This is a genomic window from Microbispora sp. H10830, from assembly GCF_014161375.1.
In the GTDB taxonomy this organism is placed as follows: domain Bacteria; phylum Actinomycetota; class Actinomycetes; order Streptosporangiales; family Streptosporangiaceae; genus Microbispora; species Microbispora catharanthi.
In genome coordinates this window covers 14,197-35,926 of sequence record NZ_JABBWX010000022.1, presented here as the reverse complement: position 1 = coordinate 35,926, position 21,730 = coordinate 14,197, and the positions used below count along the sequence as shown (strand labels likewise).

General features: G+C 70.2%; 22 protein-coding genes and 1 riboswitch. Of the genes, 7 read left to right on the top strand and 15 right to left on the bottom strand.

The features are described from left to right. The first annotated feature begins 34 nt into the window (after positions 1-34). On the top strand, positions 35-1,690 hold the full coding sequence (locus HHX35_RS37685) for a DNA repair helicase XPB (RefSeq protein WP_182903382.1): 1,656 nt from the start codon (positions 35-37) through the stop codon (positions 1,688-1,690). Between the two features lie 10 nt (positions 1,691-1,700). Here the strand turns inward: HHX35_RS37685 and HHX35_RS37680 are convergent, their stop codons facing one another. Beyond that, the gene (locus HHX35_RS37680; protein WP_310739570.1) at positions 1,701-2,303 is read right to left on the bottom strand and encodes a CGNR zinc finger domain-containing protein; all 603 of its coding nucleotides are present in this window, start codon (positions 2,301-2,303) and stop codon (positions 1,701-1,703) included. A gap of 34 nt (positions 2,304-2,337) precedes the next feature. Between HHX35_RS37680 and HHX35_RS37675 the strand changes: the two genes are divergently transcribed. Beyond that, positions 2,338-3,207, top strand: a complete 870-nt coding sequence (locus tag HHX35_RS37675; protein ID WP_182903381.1) for an SCO6745 family protein — start codon at positions 2,338-2,340, stop codon at positions 3,205-3,207. 447 nt (positions 3,208-3,654) lie between these two features. Here HHX35_RS37675 and HHX35_RS37670 read toward each other — a convergent pair whose 3' ends face one another. Continuing rightward, the gene (locus HHX35_RS37670; protein ID WP_139578698.1) at positions 3,655-3,963 is read right to left on the bottom strand and encodes a hypothetical protein; all 309 of its coding nucleotides are present in this window, start codon (positions 3,961-3,963) and stop codon (positions 3,655-3,657) included. 137 nt (positions 3,964-4,100) lie between these two features. Between HHX35_RS37670 and HHX35_RS37665 the strand changes: the two genes are divergently transcribed. Both HHX35_RS37665 and HHX35_RS37660 read left to right on the top strand, forming a co-directional pair. Continuing rightward, entirely contained in the window at positions 4,101-6,086 is a 1,986-nt protein-coding gene (locus HHX35_RS37665; RefSeq protein WP_182903380.1) for an AAA family ATPase, read from the top strand. Next, positions 6,083-6,511, top strand: a complete 429-nt coding sequence (locus HHX35_RS37660) for a GNAT family N-acetyltransferase (protein ID WP_182903379.1) — start codon at positions 6,083-6,085, stop codon at positions 6,509-6,511. Before HHX35_RS37665 ends, HHX35_RS37660 begins: the two co-directional genes overlap by 4 nt. 72 nt (positions 6,512-6,583) lie before the next feature. Here HHX35_RS37660 and groL read toward each other — a convergent pair whose 3' ends face one another. The 5 genes from groL to HHX35_RS37635 form a co-directional block, all read right to left on the bottom strand. Continuing rightward, the gene (gene groL / locus HHX35_RS37655; RefSeq protein WP_030509191.1) at positions 6,584-8,206 is read right to left on the bottom strand and encodes a chaperonin GroEL; all 1,623 of its coding nucleotides are present in this window, start codon (positions 8,204-8,206) and stop codon (positions 6,584-6,586) included. A gap of 386 nt (positions 8,207-8,592) precedes the next feature. Continuing rightward, positions 8,593-8,793, bottom strand: coding sequence for a cold-shock protein (locus tag HHX35_RS37650; RefSeq protein WP_030509192.1), 201 nt, complete (start codon positions 8,791-8,793; stop codon positions 8,593-8,595). 256 nt (positions 8,794-9,049) lie between these two features. Then, a complete protein-coding gene (locus HHX35_RS37645; RefSeq protein WP_030509193.1) occupies positions 9,050-9,325 on the bottom strand; it encodes a MoaD/ThiS family protein in 276 nt (91 codons plus the stop codon). Positions 9,326-9,370: 45 nt separating this feature from the next. Next, entirely contained in the window at positions 9,371-10,651 is a 1,281-nt protein-coding gene (gene thrC / locus HHX35_RS37640; protein WP_259405766.1) for a threonine synthase, read from the bottom strand. A gap of 14 nt (positions 10,652-10,665) precedes the next feature. After that, positions 10,666-10,805: riboswitch (SAM riboswitch) on the bottom strand. Positions 10,806-10,901: 96 nt separating this feature from the next. Beyond that, positions 10,902-11,453 (bottom strand): RNA polymerase sigma factor, encoded by a 552-nt coding sequence (locus HHX35_RS37635; protein ID WP_079319296.1) that lies wholly within the window; start codon positions 11,451-11,453, stop codon positions 10,902-10,904. Positions 11,454-11,556: 103 nt separating this feature from the next. Here HHX35_RS37635 and HHX35_RS37630 point away from each other — a divergent pair, with 103 nt between their 5' ends. Further along, entirely contained in the window at positions 11,557-12,981 is a 1,425-nt protein-coding gene (locus HHX35_RS37630) for a trehalose-6-phosphate synthase (protein WP_182903377.1), read from the top strand. A 107-nt stretch (positions 12,982-13,088) separates the two neighbouring features. After that, positions 13,089-14,264 (top strand): sugar MFS transporter, encoded by a 1,176-nt coding sequence (locus tag HHX35_RS37625; RefSeq protein WP_182903376.1) that lies wholly within the window; start codon positions 13,089-13,091, stop codon positions 14,262-14,264. 61 nt (positions 14,265-14,325) lie between these two features. Here HHX35_RS37625 and HHX35_RS37620 read toward each other — a convergent pair whose 3' ends face one another. The 4 genes from HHX35_RS37620 to HHX35_RS37605 form a co-directional block, all read right to left on the bottom strand. Continuing rightward, positions 14,326-14,925 carry a hypothetical protein gene (locus HHX35_RS37620; protein ID WP_182903375.1) on the bottom strand — a complete coding sequence of 200 codons (600 nt, stop codon included), beginning with the start codon at positions 14,923-14,925 and terminating at the stop codon, positions 14,326-14,328. A 72-nt stretch (positions 14,926-14,997) separates the two neighbouring features. Continuing rightward, a complete protein-coding gene (locus tag HHX35_RS37615; RefSeq protein ID WP_182903374.1) occupies positions 14,998-15,597 on the bottom strand; it encodes a hypothetical protein in 600 nt (199 codons plus the stop codon). A 10-nt stretch (positions 15,598-15,607) separates the two neighbouring features. Then, positions 15,608-16,444: a trehalose-phosphatase gene (gene otsB, locus HHX35_RS37610; protein ID WP_182903444.1), complete on the bottom strand. Its 837-nt coding sequence runs from the start codon at positions 16,442-16,444 to the stop codon at positions 15,608-15,610. A gap of 97 nt (positions 16,445-16,541) precedes the next feature. Beyond that, entirely contained in the window at positions 16,542-16,823 is a 282-nt protein-coding gene (locus HHX35_RS37605; protein ID WP_079319307.1) for a DUF3263 domain-containing protein, read from the bottom strand. Between the two features lie 106 nt (positions 16,824-16,929). Here HHX35_RS37605 and HHX35_RS37600 point away from each other — a divergent pair, with 106 nt between their 5' ends. Then, positions 16,930-17,736 carry an S-adenosyl-l-methionine hydroxide adenosyltransferase family protein gene (locus HHX35_RS37600; RefSeq protein WP_240809306.1) on the top strand — a complete coding sequence of 269 codons (807 nt, stop codon included), beginning with the start codon at positions 16,930-16,932 and terminating at the stop codon, positions 17,734-17,736. 11 nt (positions 17,737-17,747) lie between these two features. Here HHX35_RS37600 and HHX35_RS37595 read toward each other — a convergent pair whose 3' ends face one another. From HHX35_RS37595 to HHX35_RS37580, 4 genes are read right to left on the bottom strand one after another with little or no spacing between them, the layout of a single operon-like run. After that, a complete protein-coding gene (locus HHX35_RS37595; protein WP_182903373.1) occupies positions 17,748-18,764 on the bottom strand; it encodes an ABC transporter ATP-binding protein in 1,017 nt (338 codons plus the stop codon). After that, entirely contained in the window at positions 18,748-19,779 is a 1,032-nt protein-coding gene (locus tag HHX35_RS37590; RefSeq protein WP_182903372.1) for an ABC transporter ATP-binding protein, read from the bottom strand. The genes HHX35_RS37595 and HHX35_RS37590 overlap by 17 nt, the downstream gene beginning before the upstream one ends. Before the next feature lie 13 nt (positions 19,780-19,792). Continuing rightward, positions 19,793-20,740, bottom strand: a complete 948-nt coding sequence (locus HHX35_RS37585) for an ABC transporter permease (protein WP_182903371.1) — start codon at positions 20,738-20,740, stop codon at positions 19,793-19,795. Beyond that, entirely contained in the window at positions 20,733-21,659 is a 927-nt protein-coding gene (locus tag HHX35_RS37580; RefSeq protein WP_139578685.1) for an ABC transporter permease, read from the bottom strand. Before HHX35_RS37580 ends, HHX35_RS37585 begins: the two co-directional genes overlap by 8 nt. Positions 21,660-21,730: the final 71 nt, after the last annotated feature.

Sequence of the window (21,730 nt, the reverse complement as noted above, 5' to 3'; positions counted from 1 at the left end):
TGATATGCGGTAGCCGTACGAGGGGGAGCAGGCATTGAGTGACGGGCCTCTGATCGTCCAGTCGGACAAGACGCTGCTGCTGGAGGTCGACCACCCGAGGGCGGACGAGTGCCGCAAGGCCATCGCCCCGTTCGCCGAGCTCGAACGCGCGCCCGAGCACGTCCACACCTATCGGATCACCCCGCTCGCGCTGTGGAACGCCCGGGCCGCCGGGCACGACGCCGAGCAGGTGGTCGACGCGCTGATCGGCTTCAGCCGCTATCCCGTGCCGCACGCGCTGCTCGTGGACGTCGCCGAGACCATGGCGCGGTACGGCAGGCTGCGGCTGGAGAAGCACCCCGTCCACGGCCTGGTGCTCACCAGCACCGACCGCGCCGTGCTGGAGGAGGTGCTGCGTTCCAAGAAGATCCAGCCGCTGGTCGGGGAGCGCTACGGCGCCGACATCGTGGCCGTGCACCCCTCGGAGCGCGGCAACATCAAGCAGACGCTGCTCAAGCTCGGCTGGCCGGCCGAGGACCTGGCCGGGTACGTCGACGGCGAGCACCACCCCATCGACCTGCGCGAGGACGGCTGGTCGCTGCGGCCGTACCAGAAGGAGGCGGCCGACGCGTTCTGGCACGGCGGCTCCGGCGTCGTGGTGCTGCCGTGCGGCGCGGGCAAGACGATCGTGGGCGCGGCGGCCATGGCGCACGCCCGCGCGACCACGCTGATCCTGGTCACCAACACGGTCTCGGCCCACCAGTGGAAGCAGGAGCTGCTCAGGCGCACCTCGCTGACCGAGGACGAGATCGGCGAGTACACCGGCACCAAGAAGGAGATCCGCCCGGTCACGATCGCCACCTACCAGGTGATGACGACCCGGCGGCAGGGCACCTACCGGCACCTTGAGCTTTTCGACGCCCGCGACTGGGGCCTCGTCGTCTACGACGAGGTCCACCTGCTGCCCGCGCCGATCTTCCGGATGACCGCCGACCTGCAGGCCCGCCGGCGCATCGGCCTCACCGCCACACTCGTGCGCGAGGACGGCCGGGAGGGCGACGTCTTCTCGCTCATCGGGCCGAAGCGCTACGACGCGCCCTGGAAGGAGATGGAGAACCAGGGCTACATCGCCCCCGCCGAGTGTGTCGAGGTGCGGGTGACGCTCAGCGACGACGAGCGGCTGGCCTACGCCATGGCCGAGAGCGACGAGCGCTACCGGTTCTGCTCGACCACGCCGGCCAAGACGAGGGTGACCGAGGCGCTGGTGCGGCGGCACGCGGACGAGCAGGTGCTGGTCATCGGGCAGTACATCGACCAGCTCGACGAGCTGGGCGAGCACCTGGACGCGCCGGTCATCAAGGGCGAGACCAAGGTCAAGGAGCGTGAGCGCCTGTTCCAGGCGTTCCGCGACAAGGAGATCCGGGTGCTGGTGGTCTCGAAGGTCGCCAACTTCTCCATCGACCTGCCCGAGGCGGCCGTGGCGATCCAGGTCTCCGGCACGTTCGGCTCGCGTCAGGAGGAGGCCCAGCGGCTCGGCCGGGTGCTGCGCCCCAAGGCGGACGGCGGCGGCGCGCGGTTCTACTCGGTGGTCAGCCGCGACACGGTCGACCAGGAGTTCGCCGCGCACCGGCAGCGGTTCCTGGCCGAGCAGGGGTACGCCTACAACATCATCGACGCCGACGACGTGGGCGAGGAGGACCCGGCGCGCTGACCTCCTCGGGTCACGTACGCCGCCGGGCGCGGTAGGCGCTGGCCTTGGCCCGGTTCTGGCACGACAGGTCGCAGAAGCGGCGCGAGGCGTTGCGCGTGGTGTCGAAGAAGACCAGGGAGCACGTCGCGGCCTGGCACGCGCCGAGCCGCGCCCCCTGGCCGACCCCGATGACCATGGCCAGCGCGGTTCCCATGTCGGCGGCCCAGGCGTCCACGAGCGTCGCCTCCGGCCGGTGAAAGGCTAGCTGGAGCGGCTTTCCTGGGTCGCCGTGCAGGGTGGGCACGGCGCCGTGCCGCGCCAGGAGGTCGTTGAGCCCTGCGGCGGCCTCGGGCAGGCGGTCCCCCGCGCCGTACAGCGGGCGCAGCTCGGCGGCGACCTCCGCGAGCCGGTCGGCGTCGGCCGCCGTGAGAGCGCTCGGAGGGCGACCGGCGGCGGCGAGGCCGGCCTGGATCGCGGCCAGCCGTTCGCCGCCCGTCTGCGGTGGTGTGAGACGACGGCCGTGCGTCGACTCGGCGGCGAGGACGTTCACCAGGAGCACGGCGAGCTCCACCCAGCGCCCGACATAACTGTCTATCTCTGATTGACCAGTGATGCGCCACGGCTCTATCGTCACTGTCGTAGCTTATCTAGACAGTGAGGTTTGAGGGATGTCCGTACGCCTGGCCCGCACCATGTGGCACCAGATCGAGCCGGTCCACGCCACGCTCTACTACAGCCCGGAGGCATTCGAGGAGGCCGCCGCGCTCGGCTACGACGTCACGACGCGCTGGCCGAGCTACTTCGCCTGGCGCACCGCGCCGCTGGGCGCGGCGGGACCCGCGCTGGTCGCCGCCACCTACTACAGCTTCAGCCCGAGCATGATCGCGCAGTACGTGCCGGGTGCCTGGGAGACCGCGACACCCGCACAGGTGCTCGACGCGCGGCTGCGGGCGATGGACCGGACGGTGCGCGGGCTCCTCGGCGACCGCATCGACGAAGGCGTCAAGGAGGCGGCCGAGCTGGCGATCAGGGCGGCGGAGAGCGTGGACGTCGCCCACCGGCCGCTCGTCGCGGCCAACCTCGACCTCCCCTGGCCGGAGGAACCGCACCTCGCGCTGTGGCAGGCGTACACGGTGCTGCGCGAGCACCGCGGCGACGGGCACCTGACGGCCCTGCACGCCGCCGGTCTGGACGCCTGCGAGGCCCTGGTCTCCTTCGCCGCGGTCGGGGCGGCCCCAGCGGAGAACTTCGCCGGGCGCGGCTGGAGCGACGAGGAATGGTCCGCCGCGCGCGACCGGCTCGCCGCACGCGGGCTGATCGACGACGAGGGGACGGCCACCCCGGCGGGGCGGGCGCTGCGCGACCAGGTCGAGCGCATGACCGACGAACTGGCGGCGGGCCCGTGGCGGGCGCTCGGCGAGGCGGGGGCCGAGCGGCTGGCCGAGCTCAACCGGCCGTTGCTCGGGGCCGTGTTCGAGTCGGGCCTGCTGCCCGCCGTCACCACGCTCGGCATCGGCAGGATCCAGGCTCCCGAGTAAGGGGCGGCCTGCCCACACGGCCGGCGCTCAGCACGGGGTGTCCGCGACGTCGGCCGGGCCGGTCACCGCGCCGGAAGATAGCTCCGGTCCTCGGCGAAGCCCGCTCCGCTCCCCGAGCCCGGTGAACGTCGTGGACATGACCTAGGTCCAGGAGATGCCCTTGGGCCTTGTCACCACATCACCTCCTCGCGCCTTACCCTCACATGATGCAGTCGTGATGGCGGCAATACCCAGCAGACAAGACGAATCACGCAATATACGCATTTTTCGTCTTACTCCTGGTTTCTCGCTGCCTGTTACCTCGCCCGCCGGTGAGCACTCACGGCTCACATAACGCGGCACATCAGGACAAATCACCCCACTGCATACTGTTTCCCCGGCGGCCTGACGATGGAGCGATCCATCGTCGCCGCCGCAAAGCTTCACGTGCCGGTCATCGGGAGGCGGTCACTGGGCGGCCAGGCCGCCGACGAACAGCACCACCAGCGCGATGACCCAGGCCGCCACCGCGACGCCGTACAGGGACTCGCGCCTGGCGAGCCAGGCGACCCCGGTGGCGCACGCCGCGACCACCCCGACCATCACGGACAGCGCGATCACCGAGGCGATCCGGTCCGCGCAGTCCGGCGACGCTCCCAGGCTCGTCGTGCAGAAGGCCTGTCTGCTCCAGTCGCCGAAGACCGCGAACCCCCACAGCGTGGCGAGCAGCAGGCTCGCCGCCGCCGGGATCGCCGGAGGAACCACGGTGCGCGTCACCCGGGTACAGATACCCGCTCCGGGAAACGACGACACGCGAGAGAAATACCGTTTCGGCATCGCGGTGCCCATCGCTAAGCTCTTGTGCTTCCCGCTTCCACCAGTCCTGTCCCCGTCATGCCCGGAGGAGCTTCCGCATGCCCGGAAATGTGCTCGAAGCCGAGCGCGCCCATCTCGCGGCCTCCCGCGCCGCACTGCGAGCGATGCGCGAGCACGCGCAGTCGCTGTCGGCGGACGCCGCCGGCGACTGGGTGTCCCAGCAGGTTCTGCAGGGCCTGCTCGACCAGCGAGTGGCCGCACTGGCCGACCACCCCGACGCGCCGCTGTTCTTCGGCCGGTTGGACCGCGCGGCCGGCGACGACCTGCCGAGCACGGTCTACGTCGGCCGCAGGCACGTCCACGACGAGAGCAGCCGGCCTCTCGTGATTGACTGGCGCGCCCCGATCTCGCGCGCCTTCTACCAGGCCAGTCCCGCCGACCCCATGGGGGTGGCGCTGCGCCGCAGGTTCGGCTACCAGGGCGGCGACCTCACCGCGTACGAGGACGAACCGCTCGACGGCAGGGCGCTCGGGCAGAGCAGGCTGCTGACCGAGGAGATCGAGCGGCCCCGCACCGGCCCGATGCGGGACATCGTGGCGACCATCCAGCCCGACCAGGACGAGATCGTCCGCGCCGACCTCGGCGTGACCGTCTGCGTGCAGGGCGCGCCGGGCACCGGCAAGACGGCCGTGGGCCTGCACCGCGCGGCCTACCTGCTGTTCACCCACCGCGAGAAGCTGTCGCGCTCGGGCGTGACGATCGTCGGGCCCAACCGGGCCTTCCTCTCCTACATCTCCTCGGTGCTGCCCGCGCTCGGCGAGGTGAAGGTCGACCAGACGACGGTGGCCGGCGTCCTGGGCGACCACGCCCATCCCGAGGACCCGGCGGCGGCGGCCGTGAAGGGCGACGCCCGCATGGCCGAGGTCGTCAAGCGGGCGCTGTGGCTGCACGTCACCAAGCCGGCAGAAGGGGTGCTGTTCACCAAGGGCATCAACCGCTACCGGGTGCCCGATCACGAGATCCGCGAGATTGTCGCCTCGCTGCGCGGCACGACGAGGTACGGCCCGGGCCGCGCCACCCTGGCCCAGCGGCTCGCCCACGCCGTGCTCGTGCAGATGGAACGGCGCGGCGAGTCGCCCGACGACCGGGTGCAGGACGCGGTGGCCCGGTCGAAGCCGGTCAAGGCCGTGCTGGACGCCGTCTGGCCGAAGCTCGCCCCCGAGCAGGTGCTGTTCCGGTTGCTGTCGGACCCCGAGTTCCTGGCCAAGGCGGCCCGGTCGGACCTCTCGCCGGAGGAGCAGCAGCTCATCGTGTGGCGCAAGCCGTACAAGTCGCACCGGTCGGCCAAGTGGACGGCCGCCGACGCGGCGCTGCTGGACGAACTCGGCGACCTGATCGAGCGGACGCCGTCGCAGGGCCACCTCGTGGTGGACGAGGCGCAGGACCTGTCGGCGATGCAGTTGCGCGCGCTCGGACGCCGCTGCCGCACCGGCTCGGCGACCGTGCTCGGCGACCTCGCCCAGGGCACCACGCCCTGGTCGGCGCGTTCGTGGAAGACCGTGCTCGACCACCTCGGCCAGCCCTCGGGCGAGGTCACCGAGCTCACGCTGGGCTTCCGCGTGCCCCGCGAGGTCCTCGACTTCGCCGCGCGGCTGCTGCCCTCCGTCGCGCCGGAGCTCGCCCCGCCGCGCTCGCTGCGTCCCGGCGCCGGCTCCCTGTCCGTACGCCGAGAGAGCGACGTCGCCGCCGCACTCCCCGAGGCCGTACGGCAGGCCCTCGCCCAGGAGGGCTCCATCGGGGTCATCGCGGCGGACTCCGGCCTTCCCGCGCTCTCTGCGGCCCTGGAGGCCGCCGCGGTGCCGCACACGGTGCTGGGCCCCGACTCGACGGGCGACGACCGGGTGCTGCTGGTGCCGGCGACGCTCGCCAAGGGCCTGGAGTACGACCACGTGATCGTGGCCGAGCCGGCCGCGATCGCGGAGGCCGAGGAGCGCGGCCTCGCCCGCCTCTACGTGGTCCTCACCCGGGCGGTAACGTCACTGACCGTCCTGCACAACCGCGATCTTCCCGAGGAGCTGCGATGACCTCCCCCGGCGTACGCGTCCGCCACGGAGCGCTCGACGACGTCCCGGCCGTGCTGCGGTTCTGGCTGGAGGCCGCGGAGAACACCGACAGGCACGACGACTCCGGCAAGGTCGTGGCCCTGATCGAGCGCGATCCCGAGGCGCTGCTCATCGCCGAGATCGACGGCCGCATCGTCGGCACGCTCATCGCCGGGTGGGACGGCTGGCGCGCCCACCTCTACCGGCTCGCCGTGGACCCCGCCCACCGGCGCATGGGCATCGGATCGCTGCTGATCCGGGCCGCCGAGGAGCGGTTCCGGAAGTTCGGCGCGTTCCGTGCCGACGCGATGGTCCTGCACGACAACGCCCTGGCGCACCACGCCTGGACATCGGCGGGCTACACGATGCAGACCGACTGCGCCCGCTGGGTCAGGCGCCTCACCTGAGGCGCACAACGGGAAAGGGCGGCTCCCCCGAGGGGGAACCGCCCTTCCGTTGAGACGAAGCAGGCAGATGGATCAGAAGTCCATGTCGCCGCCGCCGGGCATGGCGGGGGCCTTCTCCTTCTCGGGCTTCTCGGCGATGACGGCCTCGGTGGTCAGGAACAGCGCCGCGATGGACGCCGCGTTCTGCAGCGCCGAGCGGGTGACCTTGGCCGGGTCGATGATGCCGGACTCGAACATGTTGACGTACTCGCCGGTCGCGGCGTTGAGGCCCTCACCAGCCGGGAGGTTGCGGACCTTCTCCACCACGACGCCGCCCTCGAGGCCGGCGTTGACGGCGATCTGCTTCAGCGGCTCCTCGAGGGCCTTGCGGACGATCGCGGCACCGGTGGCCTCGTCGCCGTTGACCTCGAGCTTGTCGAACGCGTTGGCGCCGGCCTGCAGCAGGGCCACGCCACCGCCGGGGACGATGCCCTCCTCGACCGCGGCCTTCGCGTTGCGGACGGCGTCCTCGATGCGGTGCTTGCGCTCCTTGAGCTCGACCTCGGTGGCCGCGCCGGCCTTGATGACGGCGACGCCGCCGGCCAGCTTGGCGAGGCGCTCCTGGAGCTTCTCGCGGTCGTAGTCGGAGTCGGTGCGCTCGATCTCGGCGCGGATCTCGTTGACCCGGCCGGAGATCTGCTCGGCGTCACCGGCGCCGTCGACGATCGTGGTCTCGTCCTTGGTGATGACGACCTTGCGGGCGCGGCCGAGCAGGTCGAGGGTGGCGTTCTCGAGCTTGAGGCCGACCTCCTCGGAGATGACCTGGCCACCGGTGAGGATGGCGATGTCGCCCAGCATGGCCTTGCGGCGGTCGCCGAAGCCCGGAGCCTTGACGGCCACGGACTTGAACAGGCCGCGGATCTTGTTGACGACCAGGGTGGCCAGGGCCTCGCCCTCGACGTCCTCGGCGATGATGACCAGCGGCTTGCCGGACTGCACGACCTTGTCGAGCAGCGGCAGCAGGTCCTTGTTCGCCGAGACCTTGGAGTTGACGATCAGGATGTACGGGTCCTCGAAGACCGCCTCCATGCGCTCGGGGTCGGTCACGAAGTAGCCGGACACGTAGCCCTTGTCGAAGCGCATGCCCTCGGTGAGCTCCAGCTCCAGGCCGAAGGTGTTGCTCTCCTCGACGGTGATGACGCCTTCCTTGCCCACCTTGTCCATCGCCTCGGCGATGAGGGCGCCGATCTCGGTGTCGGCGGCGGAGATGGAGGCGGTGGAGGCGATCTGCTCCTTGGTCTCCACGTCCTTGGCGAGCTTCGACAGCTCCTCGCTGACGCGCTCGACGGCGGCCTCGATGCCCTTCTTCAGCGCCATCGGGTTGGCGCCGGCGGCCACGTTGCGCAGACCCTCGCGGACCAGCGCCTGGGCGAGCACGGTAGCCGTCGTGGTGCCGTCACCGGCGACGTCGTCGGTCTTCTTCGCGACTTCCTTGACGAGCTCGGCGCCGATCTTCTCCCACGGGTCCTCGAGCTCGATCTCCTTGGCGATGGAGACACCGTCGTTGGTGATCGTGGGGGCGCCCCACTTCTTCTCCAGCACGACGTTGCGGCCCTTAGGGCCGAGGGTCACCTTCACGGCGTCGGCGAGCTGGTTCATACCGCGCTCGAGACCGCGCCGGGCGTCCTCGTCAAACGCGATCATCTTGGCTGCCATTAGGCTAGACCTCCCAGTAGCAGGGTGTCTTCAACGGACCGAGCCGACGCCCGCGACGGCGCGGACCCGCTATCCCTGCGCGGGCCCCATCGCCCCGATCCCGGTTGTTGTCACTCTCGACCTCAGAGTGCCAAACAAGTATTTAGCACTCTACCCCTGCGAGTGCAAGCGGAAGCCTCGCTGACCAGCTTGGACGTTATGTCCAGATCGGCGAGCCGACGGCAAGCGGGAGACACCAGGCGAGCCCAGGAGCGCGCCTCCGGCACGACCCGGTGGGTGTGGGCGCCCCGACGGCGAAGCGGGCGGCACGGCAAGCGGAAGGCCCGGCACGCGGAAGGCCCGGCACGCGGAATCCGCGGCCGGGCCTTCCAAGGTCGATGACGGGATCAGACGGCCCGTACGGCCTCCGCCTGCGGGCCCTTCTGACCCTGCGTGATGTCGAACTCAACCCGCTGACCCTGCTCGAGGGCCTTGTAGCCGTCCATCATGATTGCCGAGTAATGGACGAACACGTCCTTACCACCGTCTACCGCGATGAAGCCGTAGCCCTTGTCCGCGTTAAACCATTTGACGGTGCCCTGCGCCACTTCCGACTCCTCTTGCTGGGCTGGGGACCACACCCAAGAAGCCCCCGGTTTTGTCGATCGTCCTCGACCATACCCGTGTCAAGGCGTAGGACAACAGAGTCAATCCGCAAACTACTACTTGGCGTTCGCTCAAAGCAGGAACGAAGAATATTCACTTTGCTGTTGAATAGTTGAGAGCTGCACCATTTGTCATGGCCTCGCATGACTTCTTCATCGATAGAAGCGCATGTCAGGTGCTCGGCCCCGGCGCGGCGACTCAGCCTCCGGCGACGGCGGGGATGACCGAAATCTGCACCCCGTCCGGCGTGGCGGTGTCCAGACCATCGGCGAATCGGACGTCCTCTTCCCCGACGTAGACGTTGACAAAACGCCGGATCTTACCCGTCTCGTCCAGGATGCGCCCGCCGATGCCGGGGTAGTCCGCGTCCAGCTTCTGCAGGACCTCGCGGAGCGTTCCCCCCTCCCCGCTCACCTCCGCGGCGCCGTTGGTGTACGTCCGGAGAATCGTCGGAATCCGCACGGAAACGCTCATTGTTCGCTCGCTTTCGTTACTGCCGATGGACCTTTTGAAACGCTTTCAGTTGGCGAATGCCACACGGAAGGCGTCGAGAGAGGGACGGATGACCGCGGCGGGGCGGGCGTGCTCGGCCACCGCGTCGAGCGTCTTGAGCCCGTCGCCGGTGTTCAGCACCACGGTCTCGGCGTCGGGGTCGAGGCGGCCCTCGCGCACCAGCTTGCGCAGCACGCCGACCGTGACGCCGCCCGCGGTCTCGGCGAAGACGCCCTCGGTCCTGGCCAGCAGGCGGATCGCCTCGACCACTTCCTGGTCGTTCACGTCCTCCACCGCGCCGCCCGTCCGCCGCGCGATGTCGAGCACGTACGGCCCATCCGCCGGGTTGCCGATGGCGAGGGACTTGGCGATGGTGTCGGGCCGCACCGGCTGCACCACGTCCTGCCCGGCCTTGAACGCCTGGGAGACCGGCGAGCAGCCCTCGGCCTGCGCCCCGAAGATCCGGTAGGGCCGCTCCTCGACCAGCCCCAGCTTGATCAGCTCACGGAAGCCCTTGTCGATCTTTGTGAGCTGCGAGCCGGAGGCCACCGGGATGACGATCTGGTCGGGCAGCCGCCAGCCGAGCTGCTCGGCGATCTCGTACGCCAGCGTCTTGGAGCCCTCGGCGTAGAAGGGCCGGAGGTTGACGTTGACGAAGCCCCACTTCTCGCCCAGCTCGTCGCCGATGAGCTCGGAGCAGAAGCGGTTGACCTCGTCGTAGTTGCCGTCGATGGCGACCAGGCGGCCGCCGTACACGGCGGCCATCGTGACCTTGGCCGGCTCCAGGTCGGCGGGGATGAACACGCAGGAGTCCAGCCCGGCCCGGGCGGCGGCCGCGCTCACCGCGCCGGCGAGGTTGCCGGTGGAGGAGCACGACAGGGTGTGGAAGCCGAAGTTGCGCGCGGCCTCCAGCGCGATCGCGACGACCCGGTCCTTGAAGGAGTGGGTCGGGTTGCCGGAGTCGTCCTTGACGTGCAGCGACCGAAGGCCCAGCTCGGCCGCCAGCCTGTCGGCCTTCACGAGTTTGGTCCAGCCGGGCTGGAGGTTGGGCTTGGCCGCCACGCCGGCGGGAACCGGGAGCAGGGAGCGGTACCGCCAGATGTTCGCCGGGCCGGACTCGATGTCCTCCCGCCGAACCTCGCCGAAGTCGTACGCCACCTCAAGGGGGCCGAAACACTCCGTACAGGCGAAGATCGGGCCGAGATCGTAAAGAGCGCCGCATTCGCGACACGAAAGACCGGTGGCGGGGCCGAACTCGACGGTGTTCGCGGCAGTGACGGGGTTCGCGGCAGTGCTGGTGTGCGCCATGAAGCGAGGCCTTTCCCTCATCTTCGCTCGCGACCACCCTGGCCGCGAGCCGGAATTGGCACCTGTCCCGGCCGGGCCTCGTGGGCACGAGTTCGACACCGGGGAGGTTGCCGGGGCTTCGCAGGGCCGGTCCCTCCACCCCTCTGGATGAGCATGTTCAGTTGTAGGACCTTCCGAGAAAGGTCCCTAGCACTGTACCCCGGCGTCCCCGGTGTCCGTTCCCGCGTCTCATATAGCGAGACGATCTGTATCAGCCGTACGCCTCGCCGAGGGCACTCTGCACGTACTTGCGCGCCTGATGGATACGGGACTTGACCGTCCCGAGGGGGATCTTCAGCTGGTCGGCGACCTCCGCGTAGTCGAGCTGGCAGATGTCGCGCAGCACGAGCGCCTGGGCGAGGTCGGGCCGCTCGGCCTCAAGCGCCTCCATCGCGTCGAGCAGGTCGAGCCGCGACCCCGCGATGACGCTGACCCGCCGGGGATCGGGCCGCTGCTCGGGCAGCTCCTCCGCCTGCTCCGACGAGCGCCGCTTGAGCGAGCGGTAGGTGGTCCTGGCGCAGTTCACGGTCACGATGTGCAGCCAGGTGCTGAACTTGGCCCGGCCCTCGAACCTCGCGATGTTGCGCGCCACGGCGAGCAGCGTGTCCTGCGCGGCCTCCTCGGCGTCCTGCCGATACGGTAGAAGCCGCTCACAGTGCCGCAGCACGTCGGGCTCGATGCGCCGCAGCAGTTCACCGAGCGCGCGATGGTCCCCCTGGGCAGCCGATCGGGCCAGGTCCTCGGTCGTGTCGTCCAGTGCCATGCCGTATCCAGCCCTTCCGCGATCGGTTGACATCCTATTGACGGAGGTCGGCTTTTATTAATCTTCCGGCATGCGCGCCCGCTCTGATCGAGGGAACCCCAAGATGAGCAGCACCGTTCTGATCGCGTCCAACCGGGGCCCGGTGTCCTTCACGCTGTCGGACGACGGTGGCCTGACCATGCGCAGGGGCGGGGGCGGGCTCGTCTCCGGCCTGTCCGAGGTGGTCAGGGACACCGACGTCCTGTGGGTCTGCGCGGCGCTGTCGGACGGCGACCGGGGCGCGGTGCGCCAGGCGCCCGGCGGGCGGCTCGACCGGGCCTTCGACACCGGACCGATCCGCATGCTGGACATCCCGCCCGCGGTCTTCCACCGGGCCTACAACGCCGTGGCCAACTCGACCCTCTGGTTCGTCAACCACCTGCTTTACAACACGCCCTTCGCCCCCGAGTTCGGCACACGGTTCCGCCGCGAGTGGGAGTCGTACCGCACGTACAACGGGGCCTTCGCACTGGCCCTGGCGGAGGAGGCGGCCCACCGGGCGCGCGTCATGGTGCAGGACTACCACCTGACGCTGACCCCGGCGATGCTCCGGGTCGAGCGGCCCGACCTGCGCATCGCCCATTTCTCGCACACGCCCTGGGCGCCGCCGGAATATTTCGCGCTGCTGCCCGAGGACGTCGTGGCGGAGGTTCTGACCGGCATCCTCGGCGCCGACCACGCCGGATTCCTCACCGCGCGCTGGGCCCGCGCCTTCATGGACTGCTGCGAGACGCTGCTCGGGGCCCGGGTGGACCACGCCGCCCGTACGGTGACGCACGACGGGCGGACCACCAGGATCGGCGTCCACCCGCTCGGTGTGAACGGCGAGGCGCTGCTGGCCCGGGCGGCCGAGCAGGACGTCGAGTCGCACATGACCGTGATCAGGGACCTCGTGGGCGACCGCAAGCTGATCGTGCGCATCGACCGCACCGAGCTGTCCAAGAACATCGTGCGCGGCCTGCGGGCCTACCAGGAGTTCCTGGCCGCCCATCCCGAGTGGCACGGCCGGGTCGTCCACCTCGCGTTCGCCTACCCCTCCCGCCACGACCTGCCGGAGTACCGCGAGTACACGGCGGCCGTGCAGCGCTGCGCCAAGGAGATCGAGGACGAGTACGCGACCGAGGACTGGGACCCGCTGATCCTCAACGTGAACGACGACTACCCGCGCTCGCTGGCCGCCTACCGGATGGCCGACGTCCTGCTCGTCAATCCGATCAGGGACGGCATGAACCTGGTGGCCAAGGAGGGCCCGATCCTGTCGCCCCGGTGCGCGCTGGTGCTGTCCCGCGAGGCGGGCGCGGCGGCCGAACTGGGGGCCGACTCCCTGCTCGTCAACCCCTACGACGTGTCCGGCACGGCGGCGGCGCTGTACGCGGCGCTGACGCTGCCGGAGCAGGAGCGGCTCACGCGCGGCCTGCGGCTGCGGGAGGCCGCGACCGCCCTGCCGCCCCAGCGCTGGTTCGAGGACCAGCTCGCCGCGCTGCACTGACTAGGTGCCTGCGCCCGTGCTGACCCGATACCGGCGCACGTGCTGAGCGCCATGGCGGGTGGCCGGCTCTCGTTCTCGATGATCTGCTGCGCTACCCTTGCCTGGTTTTGGACCGCAACATAAAGGTCACCAGGGACAGCCCCACCTGGTTGATCTATCTCCAGCTCGCCACCTTCGCCACCTACCTCTACGGCCTGTCGGCCGCCCTGCCCCTCCTGCGCGCCGAACTCGGCGTGTCCCAGGCCGTCGCCGGGTTGCACGGCACCGGGATGGCACTCGGCGGCATCGCAGGCGGGCTGGCCCTGCCCGCGCTGACCAGGCGGTTCGGGCGCCGTGTCGTCACCTGGGCCGGTTTGACCGGGATGAACGCCGGGGTGCTCCTCGTCGCGTTCGGGCACGCGCTCCCGTTCACGCTGACCGGTTTCACCCTCGCCGGCTGCTGCGGCTCGACGGCGTTGTACGTGATGATGGCGGTGCTCAGCGACCACCACGGCCCGGCGGGAGCGGCCGTCATCAGCGAGGCCAACGCGGTCGCCGTGACCGCCGGAATCGCCACCACCTACGCCTTCAGTGTGGTGGCCCAGTCGTCGGCCGGCTGGCGGCCCGCGCTGTTCGTGCCGGTGGCCTCCACCCTCCTGCTGACCCTGCTCATGGGCCGGGTCTGGGTGCCGCCGGTGCCCACCCCGCCGCCGTCGTCGTCCGCGGCGGGGGCGGGAGGATCGGGCGGCAGGGTGCCGTACGGCTGGCGCTTCCACGTCGCCGGGGTGGTCCTGCTGTGCTGCGTGGCCCTCGAGTTCGCCTTCAACCTGTGGGCCGCCGAGTTGCTCTCCCAGCGGACCGGGCTGTCGCCCGGTATGGCGGCGACCGGGCTGACCGCGATGCTGGCCGGCATGGCGGCGGGCCGGTTCGGCGGCGCCCGGCTGGCCCTGCGCTTCGCGCCGGGGTCGGTGCTGCTGGGTTCGCTCGGGGTGACCCTGGCGGGCTGGGCGCTGTTCTGGACCGGGACCTCGGCACCGGTCTGCTACGCCGGGCTCGCGCTCAGCGGGCTCGGCATCTCGGTGCAGTTCCCCATGGGCCTCACGCGCATGATCGATGTGTCGGGAGGCCGGCCTGACCAGGCGTCGGGCACGGCCTCGATCTGGGCGGGCGTGGGCTCGGGCAGCGGGCCGTTCGTGCTCGGCGCGCTGGGCGACGGCTTCGGGACGCACACGGCGTTCCTGCTCGCGCCCGCCCTGATCGTGATGGCCGCGGGAGGAGCGGCCGCGTCCAGGACGCGTTCCTGAATGTCCGGGCCACTCAGGAGGCCGCTCGGAAGACCGTTCGGAAGACCGTTCGGAAGGCCGGTCAGTTCCAGGTCGCGTTCTTGAGGATCGCGCTCAGCTGCGGGTGGTCCCACTGGTCGAGGACCAGGATCTTCGACGTGGGCAGATACCACTCGCGCTGGTTGTAGTGCAGCTTCACCCGCCACTTCTTGTCGACGCAGGTCGCCGCCCACTTGTGGTAGTCCGCCTTGTGGCCGGGCCCGACCTGCCGCAGCCCCTTGTCCGCGACCTTCCACTCGCCCTTGTACAGCTTGTAGCTCTTGGGACAGATGCTGACGTCGGTCGCGGGGTCGTAGCCGTACTTCGACTTGTACGCCTGGAACGTGCGGAGCCCGATCTTGAGCGCCTTCGGGCCCAGCACCCAGAAGCTGTGACATCCCCAGTCGCGGAACCCGAAGTCCTCGGTGCCGTAGGTGGGGCACGAGCCGGTGATGACCCGCACCCAGTCCTTGTCGTCCTTGGCCACCTTCCACGACTTGGGGATCGTGAGAGTCAGGCCGCTCCGCAGACGGACCTGCTTGGTGCCGCCGCTTTCGCTCGCGAACGCCGCAGCCGGAGCCGTCAGGGTCGCCGCCAGCACGGCCAGGCCGGCCGCCGCGGCCGAGATCGTCTTTCTGAACATGTCCGGCACACTAGGCGCGGTCGCTTGCGGACGACTTGCGGCCTGATGGACAAATTGTCACCAAACGCCGTGTCAGTTCCACGTGGCGTTCTTGAGTATCGTGCTCAGGCCCGGCGTCCCCCACTGGTCGATCACCAGGATCTTCGACGTCGGCAGGTACCACTCGCGCTGGTCGAAGCGGGCCTTGACCTTGCCCGAGCTCATGGTCCCGCAGGTGCCCGCCCAGTCGCGGTAGTACGCCTTGTGGCCCGGCCCGACCTGCCGCAGCCCCTTCTCGGCGAGCGTGGTCCGGTGGATCCAGAGGTTCTTCTTCACCGGGCAGGGCCCGACGTCGGTGGCCGGGTAGAACGGGCCGTCCGGCGTGTACTTCTGGAACAGCTCATGGCCGATCTTGATGGCCTTGGGCCCCATGACCCAGAAGCTGTGGCAGCCCGAGTCGCGGAAGCCGTACATGTCCGTGCCCTTGGTCGGGCACGAGCCGGTGATGACGCGCAGCCAGTCCTTACGGCTGTCGTCGACCTTCCAGGACGACGGGATCCTGAGAGTCAGGCCCTTGCGCAGGTGCAGCGGCTTGGTGGCCCCGCGGTCGTTCGCGAACGCCGCCGCCGGAGCCGCCAGGGACGCCGCGAGCACGGCCAGGCCGGCCGCCGCGGCCGAGATCGTCTTCCTCATGCCCGGGACGTTACGCCCGGCCGCTTGCAGATGGCTTGCCGAGTGTTGCCACCAGGTCGCCGAGGAAGGCCACGACGCCGTCGGGCCCGTCCACCACCACGTCGGCGCGCTCCGCCAGGGCGGTCACCTCCGTGGACCCGCTGCACACCCGCACGCCGGGGATCCCGGCCGACTCGACCGCGTCGAAGGCGGCGAGATCCCCCAGGTCGTCGCCGACGAACATGACCGAGCGGGCGTCCCGCTCGGCGAGGAAGGCCGATAGGGCCCTGCCCTTGTCCATTCCGGCCGGCCGCAGCTCCAGCACCATGCGGCCCGGCTCGACCGCCAGCCCGGCCTCCTCGGCCAGCGCCGCGACCGGCCCGCGCAGCGCCTCCAGCGCTCCCGCGGGGTCGGCGCACCGCCGGGTGTGCACGGCGACGGCCCGGTCCTTGTCCTCGATCCACACGCCGCCGAACCCAGCGCCTTCCAGCCCTGCCGCGAGCTCGGGCAGCCGGGCGCGGACGAGGTCCAGCCCCGGCGGCGGTGGCGGGGCCGTCAGGCGGCCGTCCTCCCAGCGTTCCAGTCCGTAGTGGCCGAGGATCACCAGGCCGGGCACGTCGGCGAGGGACGGCCCGCCGGAGACCTCTCCGAGGGCGAGAGCCGTACGCGGCGGACGGCCGGTGACGATCACGACGGCGCGCACCAGCGGGGCGAGGGCGGCCAGCACACCGGGCACGCCGGGATGCACGCGGGCGGCGGCCGGGTCGGGCACGATCGGGGAGAGCGTGCCGTCGTAGTCGAGCCCGATCACGGCGCCGGCCGGATCGGCGACGATCGCGTCGAGTCCTGCGTGCGCGGGCAGGGTCATGGCCATGGCCTCACTCCGAAGGGGGTCACGTGCGTACGCCTCGACGGCCTCATGCCCCAGGAACGGGGCTCATGCATGCGATGGGGAAAGCGAGGGGTCAGGAGTTCAGTCCGAAGCGCCGGGCCGAGCGGTCGCGCCGCCGGCCGGCCCTCATCCGGCGCAGCCGCTTGACGAGCATGGGGTCGTGCTCCAGCGCCTCAGGCCGGTCGATCAGCTCCCCGAGTAACTGGTAGTACCGGGTCGCCGAGATGCCGAAGGCCTCCCTGATCGCCTGCTCCTTGGCGCCCGCGTAACGCCACCACTGGCGCTCGAACGCGAGCATCTCGCGGTCGCGGTCCGAGAGGTCGAGCCCGTCGCCGCCGGCCGGTTCGGTGTCCATCGGCTCCTCCTCGATCGGCTCGCGGGCCTGTCCCATGGTAATGCCAAGCCCGGGAGACGAACCCGGGGTGTTCAGGCCGGGCAGGACGGACGTAATGTCACGTGGTGTGAGCTCTGTAATCACGCTTCTGACCGACTACGGGCTGGAGGACGGGTTCGTCGCCGCGTGCCACGGCGTGATCGCGGGCATCGCTCCGCAGGCTCGGATCATCGACGTGGGTCATCTCGTCCCCGCCGGGGACGTACGGCGCGGCGCGGCCATCCTGGCGCAGGCCCTGCCCTACCTGCCGGCCGGTGTCCACCTCGCGGTGGTCGATCCCGCCGTGGGCGGAAACCGGCGCCCGGTCGCCGTCGAGGCGGGGGGACGGGTGTTCCTCGGCCCCGACAACGGCGTCCTGTCGTGGGCGGTCCGCGCCGCCGGGGGCGCCGAGGCCGCCTACGAGATAACGAACAAGGACCTGTTCCTGGCGAACGTCTCGCCGACGTTCCAGGGCCGGGACCTGTTCGCGCCGGTGGCCGCCCACCTGTGCACCGGACGCGCGGTCGCCGACGTGGGGCCGCCGATGCCGGTGGACCGCTTGGTGACCCTGCCCGCGCCGACCTGCCGGTTGCGGGACGGCGCCGCCGAGGGCGAGGTGCTGTCGGTGGACAGGCACGGCAACGTCCAGTTGTCGATCACCGCCTCCGACCTGGCCGAGCTCGGCGTACGGCTCGGCGACACCATCGCCGTGTGGCTCGGGCGCCGCCAGGTCGCCGTGCCGTTCCGGGAGACGTTCACCGCGGTGCCGCCCGGCGACCTGGTGGCGTTCGCCGACTCCGCCGGCCTGGTCGCGATGGCGATCAACGCCGGGGACGCCGCCGACCGCCTGGGTCTGCCCCCGGGCGCGCACGTACGGCTGTCGCCCGGGCGCTGACCCGGCCGGTCCTACTGGGCGTTCACCACGTCGCGGACCTCCGCGAAGTGGCAGGCGCTGGGGTGGTCGCTGCCCGGACGCGCCTCGAGCGCGGGCGTCTGCTCGGCGCAGATGTCCTGCGCCTTCCAGCACCGCGTGCGGAAGTGGCAGCCCGAGGGCGGGTTGGCCGGCGAGGGCGGGTCGCCCTGCAGGATGATCCGCTGACGGGTCTCCCGGCCCTCGGGATCGGGCACCGGCACAGCCGACAGCAGCGCCTGGGTGTACGGGTGCGTCGGACCGTCGTAGATCTCGGCGTCACGGCCCAGCTCGACGATCTTGCCGAGGTACATCACCGCGACCCGGTCGGAGATGTGGCGGACCACCGACAGGTCGTGCGCGATGAAGATGTAGGCGAGGTCGAACTCGTTCTGCAGCCGCTCCAGCAGGTTCATGACCTGGGCCTGGATCGACACGTCGAGCGCGGAGACCGGCTCGTCGCAGATGATGATCTCAGGCTGGAGCGCCAGACCGCGGGCGATGCCGATGCGCTGGCGCTGGCCGCCGGAGAACTGGTGCGGGTAGCGGTTGATGTGGTCGGGGTTGAGGCCGACCACCTCGAGCAGTTCCTGCACCCGGCGCCGCCTGCCGCCCTTCGGCACGACGTCCGTGTGGATCTCGAACGGCTCCCCCACGATGTCGCCGACGGTCATCCGCGGGTTCAGCGAGGTGTAGGGGTCCTGCATGACCATCTGGATGTTGCGCCGCATCCGCTTGAGCTCGGCGCCCCTGGCCGTGGCGATGTCCCTGCCGCGGACGCGCACGGAGCCCGAAGTGGGCCGCTCCAGCGCCATCAGCAGCTTGGCCAGGGTGGACTTGCCGCAGCCCGACTCGCCGACGATCCCGAGCGTCTCACCGCGGTGCAGGTCGAAGGAGACCCCGTCGACGGCCTTGATCGCGCCGATCTGCCGCTTGACGACGATGCCCTGAGTGAGCGGGAAGTGCTTGACCAGGTCGCGGACTTCGAGGATCGACTCAGCGTTCGGCTTCATCGATGACCTCCCTCCAGTAGTGGCAGGCGCTGCCGCGGGTGCCACTGATCGTGTACAGCGGGGGAACGTCGGTCACGCAGTTGTCCCGCCGGTAGGGGCACCGCGGGTGGAAGGCGCAGCCCGTCGGCATCTCCAGCAGGTTGGGCGGCAGGCCCTTGATCGCGTAGAGCTCCTGACCCTTGTGGTCCACCCTGGGGATGGACTCCAGCAACCCCTTCGAGTAGGGGTGGGCCGGGTTCTTGTACAGGTCGTGCACCGGGGCGTTCTCGACGATGCGCCCGCCGTACATGACCGCGATCTTGTCCGCGACGTCGGCGACGACGCCGAGGTCGTGGGTGATCAGGATCAGGCCCATATTGCTGTCGCGCTGCAGCTCCGCGAGCAGGCCCATGATCTGGGCCTGGACGGTCACGTCGAGCGCGGTGGTCGGCTCGTCCGCGATCAGGATCTCCGGGTCGAGCGCGATCGCCATGGCGATCATGATGCGCTGCCGCATACCGCCGGAGAACTGGTGCGGGAAGTCGTTGACCCGGTCCTTGGCGGCCGGGATCCTGACCCGGTCCATCAGCTCGATGGCCTTCTTCTTGGCCTCCGCCCGCGACGTGCCGCGGTGCATGCGGAACATCTCGGCGATCTGCCAGCCGACCGGGAAGACCGGGTTCAGCGCGGACAGCGCGTCCTGGAAGACCATGGAGATGCCCTCCCCGCGGATCCTCCTGCGCTGGTCCTCCGGGAGCTTGAGCAGGTCGACGCCCCGGAAGCGGATCTCACCCCCGGTGATCTTCCCCGGGGGCATGTCGAGGATGCCCATGATGGTCTGGGCGGTGACGCTCTTGCCTGAGCCCGACTCGCCCAGCACGGCGAGCGTCTCTCCGGCGTCCACGCTGTAGGTCACGCCGTTGACGGCCTTGGCCACGCCCGCCCGGGTGCGGAACTCGACGTGGAGGTTGTCCACCTCCAGCAGGGCGCCGCCGTGGGAGCCTCTGCCCACCTGCTCGGAAAGCACTTCCGTCACTCGCTGTGCCTCCTCATCGAAGCTTCGGGTCGAGGGCGTCGCGTACGGCTTCGCCGAGCATGACGAAGGTCAGCACGCACAGGGACAGGAACCCGGCCGGGAAGAACATGGCGTGCGGCGCGGTCCTGATGTACGAGGCGTGGTCGGCGATCGCGATGCCCCAGGAGATGACCGGCGAGCGCAGGCCGATGCCGAGCAGCGACAGCGTGGCCTCGGCGCCGATGTAGCTGCCGATCGTGATCGTCGAGTACACGAGGATCGGCGCCAGCGAGTTCGGCAGGAGGTGCTTGAAGATGATCCGGAGGGGTCCGGCTCCCAGCGCCCTGGCGGCCTGCACGTAGTCCTGGTGCTTGGCCTGGATGACGGCCGAGCGGGCGATGCGCATCAGGATCGGCCAGCCCAGCAGGGCGAGCACGATGATGACGACCGCCATGATCGTCGCCTTGCCGGGGTTCGACTGGGCAGGCGCGACGGTGCCGAGGATGATGATCGCACCCAGCACGTACGGCAGGCCGAGGAACATCTCGCCGACTCGGGAGATGATCGCGTCGAGCCAGCGCCCGAAGTAGGCCGCGAGCACGCCCGTCAGGCCGCCGAGCAGGACCGTGGCCAGCGTGGCCAGCACACCGACGATGATCGAGGTGCGGGCGCCGTACACGGCGCGGGCGTAGACGTCGCGCCCCTGCAGGTCGTAGCCGAACCAGGCGTCCGAGCTCGGCAGCTCCATGCTCTTGGCGAGCGTGGCGTACTCCGGGTCCTTGTGCGTGAACAGCGACGGGAAGGCCGCCATCAGGAGGAACACGACCAGCATCACGAGCGAGATCCAGAAGATCTTGCGCCGCTTCAGGATGTCCCAGGTGTCACGCCACAGGCTGCGCTGACCGCCCCGGACCGCGACCGGGCTCGCGGCCGGCTCGTCCGCTCCCTTGATCAGGTCTTGCGTCGCGGTCGGGTCACTCATAGCGGATCCTCGGGTCGAGCACGCCGTAGAGGAGGTCGACGAGCAGGTTGGCGAGCAGGTAGACGAGCACGAGCAGCGTGGCCACCGGGACTACGACCGTGTAGTCCTGGTCCAGGATCGCCCGCCACAGCAGCCCGCCGATGCCATGGATGTTGAAGATGCCCTCGGTGATGATGGCGCCGGACATCAGCGAGCCGACCTCGGTGCCGAGGAACGTCAGCACCGGGATGAGCGAGTTGCGCAGCAGGTGGATCGCGACCACCCGGCGGTTGCTCAGTCCCTTGGCCACGGCCGTCCGCACGTAGTCGGCGCGCAGGTTCTCCACGATGCTCGTACGGGTCAGCCGCGCGGTGAACGCCATGTTGAGGCTGGCCAGCACCAGCGCCGGGACGATCAACTCGGGGACCGTCGCCTCGTCCGTCACCGTCGGGGTGATGACACCGAGCTGCACGCCGAGAAGCCACTGCAGCAGGTAGCCAGTGACGAAGATGGGCAGCGACAGCAGGAACAGCGTGGAGATCGTCACCACGTTGTCGATGAAGCCGCCGCGCTTGAGGCCCGACAGCACGCCGGCGCCGATCCCGATGACGGCCTCGAAGAGCACCGCCATCAGCGCGAGCCTGATGGTGATCGGCCAGGCGTCGCCGAGCTCGCTCGCCACCGACACGCCGTTGAAGTTGACGCCGAGGTTGCCCGTGAGCAGGTTCTTCAGGAAGTTCCAGTACTGCACCAGCAGCGGCTGGTCCAGTCCGAACTGGTCGCGCATGGCGGCGACGTAGCTGTCCGGACAGGGCCGCTGGCCGCATCTCCCGGCGAACGGATCACCCGGGAGCTGCCAGACCATGTAGTTGATGATGAAGGTCGTGCCCAGCACGACAGGCACGAGTTGCAGCAGGCGCCGGATCGCGTATCGGCCCATGCGCACCTCCGATCTGACGCTAAAGGTCGTACATGCGCCCCCCGTGGGTCAACACGGGAAGTCGCGAATGG

What these genes read in the sequence shown, in the direction of transcription:
- thrC (WP_259405766.1), bottom strand. Translation starts at nt 10,651, where the DNA reads ATGGCGCACACCAGCACTGCCGCGAACCCCGTCACTGCCGCGAACACC.
- HHX35_RS37675 (WP_182903381.1), top strand. Translation starts at nt 2,338, where the DNA reads ATGTCCGTACGCCTGGCCCGCACCATGTGGCACCAGATCGAGCCGGTC.
- HHX35_RS37645 (WP_030509193.1), bottom strand. Translation starts at nt 9,325, where the DNA reads ATGAGCGTTTCCGTGCGGATTCCGACGATTCTCCGGACGTACACCAAC.
- HHX35_RS37595 (WP_182903373.1), bottom strand. Translation starts at nt 18,764, where the DNA reads ATGAAGCCGAACGCTGAGTCGATCCTCGAAGTCCGCGACCTGGTCAAG.
- otsB (WP_182903444.1), bottom strand. Translation starts at nt 16,444, where the DNA reads ATGACCCTGCCCGCGCACGCAGGACTCGACGCGATCGTCGCCGATCCG.
- groL (WP_030509191.1), bottom strand. Translation starts at nt 8,206, where the DNA reads ATGGCAGCCAAGATGATCGCGTTTGACGAGGACGCCCGGCGCGGTCTC.
- HHX35_RS37580 (WP_139578685.1), bottom strand. Translation starts at nt 21,659, where the DNA reads ATGGGCCGATACGCGATCCGGCGCCTGCTGCAACTCGTGCCTGTCGTG.
- HHX35_RS37630 (WP_182903377.1), top strand. Translation starts at nt 11,557, where the DNA reads ATGAGCAGCACCGTTCTGATCGCGTCCAACCGGGGCCCGGTGTCCTTC.
- HHX35_RS37665 (WP_182903380.1), top strand. Translation starts at nt 4,101, where the DNA reads ATGCCCGGAAATGTGCTCGAAGCCGAGCGCGCCCATCTCGCGGCCTCC.
- HHX35_RS37620 (WP_182903375.1), bottom strand. Translation starts at nt 14,925, where the DNA reads ATGTTCAGAAAGACGATCTCGGCCGCGGCGGCCGGCCTGGCCGTGCTG.
- HHX35_RS37660 (WP_182903379.1), top strand. Translation starts at nt 6,083, where the DNA reads ATGACCTCCCCCGGCGTACGCGTCCGCCACGGAGCGCTCGACGACGTC.
- HHX35_RS37585 (WP_182903371.1), bottom strand. Translation starts at nt 20,740, where the DNA reads ATGAGTGACCCGACCGCGACGCAAGACCTGATCAAGGGAGCGGACGAG.
- HHX35_RS37615 (WP_182903374.1), bottom strand. Translation starts at nt 15,597, where the DNA reads ATGAGGAAGACGATCTCGGCCGCGGCGGCCGGCCTGGCCGTGCTCGCG.
- HHX35_RS37635 (WP_079319296.1), bottom strand. Translation starts at nt 11,453, where the DNA reads ATGGCACTGGACGACACGACCGAGGACCTGGCCCGATCGGCTGCCCAG.
- HHX35_RS37605 (WP_079319307.1), bottom strand. Translation starts at nt 16,823, where the DNA reads ATGGACACCGAACCGGCCGGCGGCGACGGGCTCGACCTCTCGGACCGC.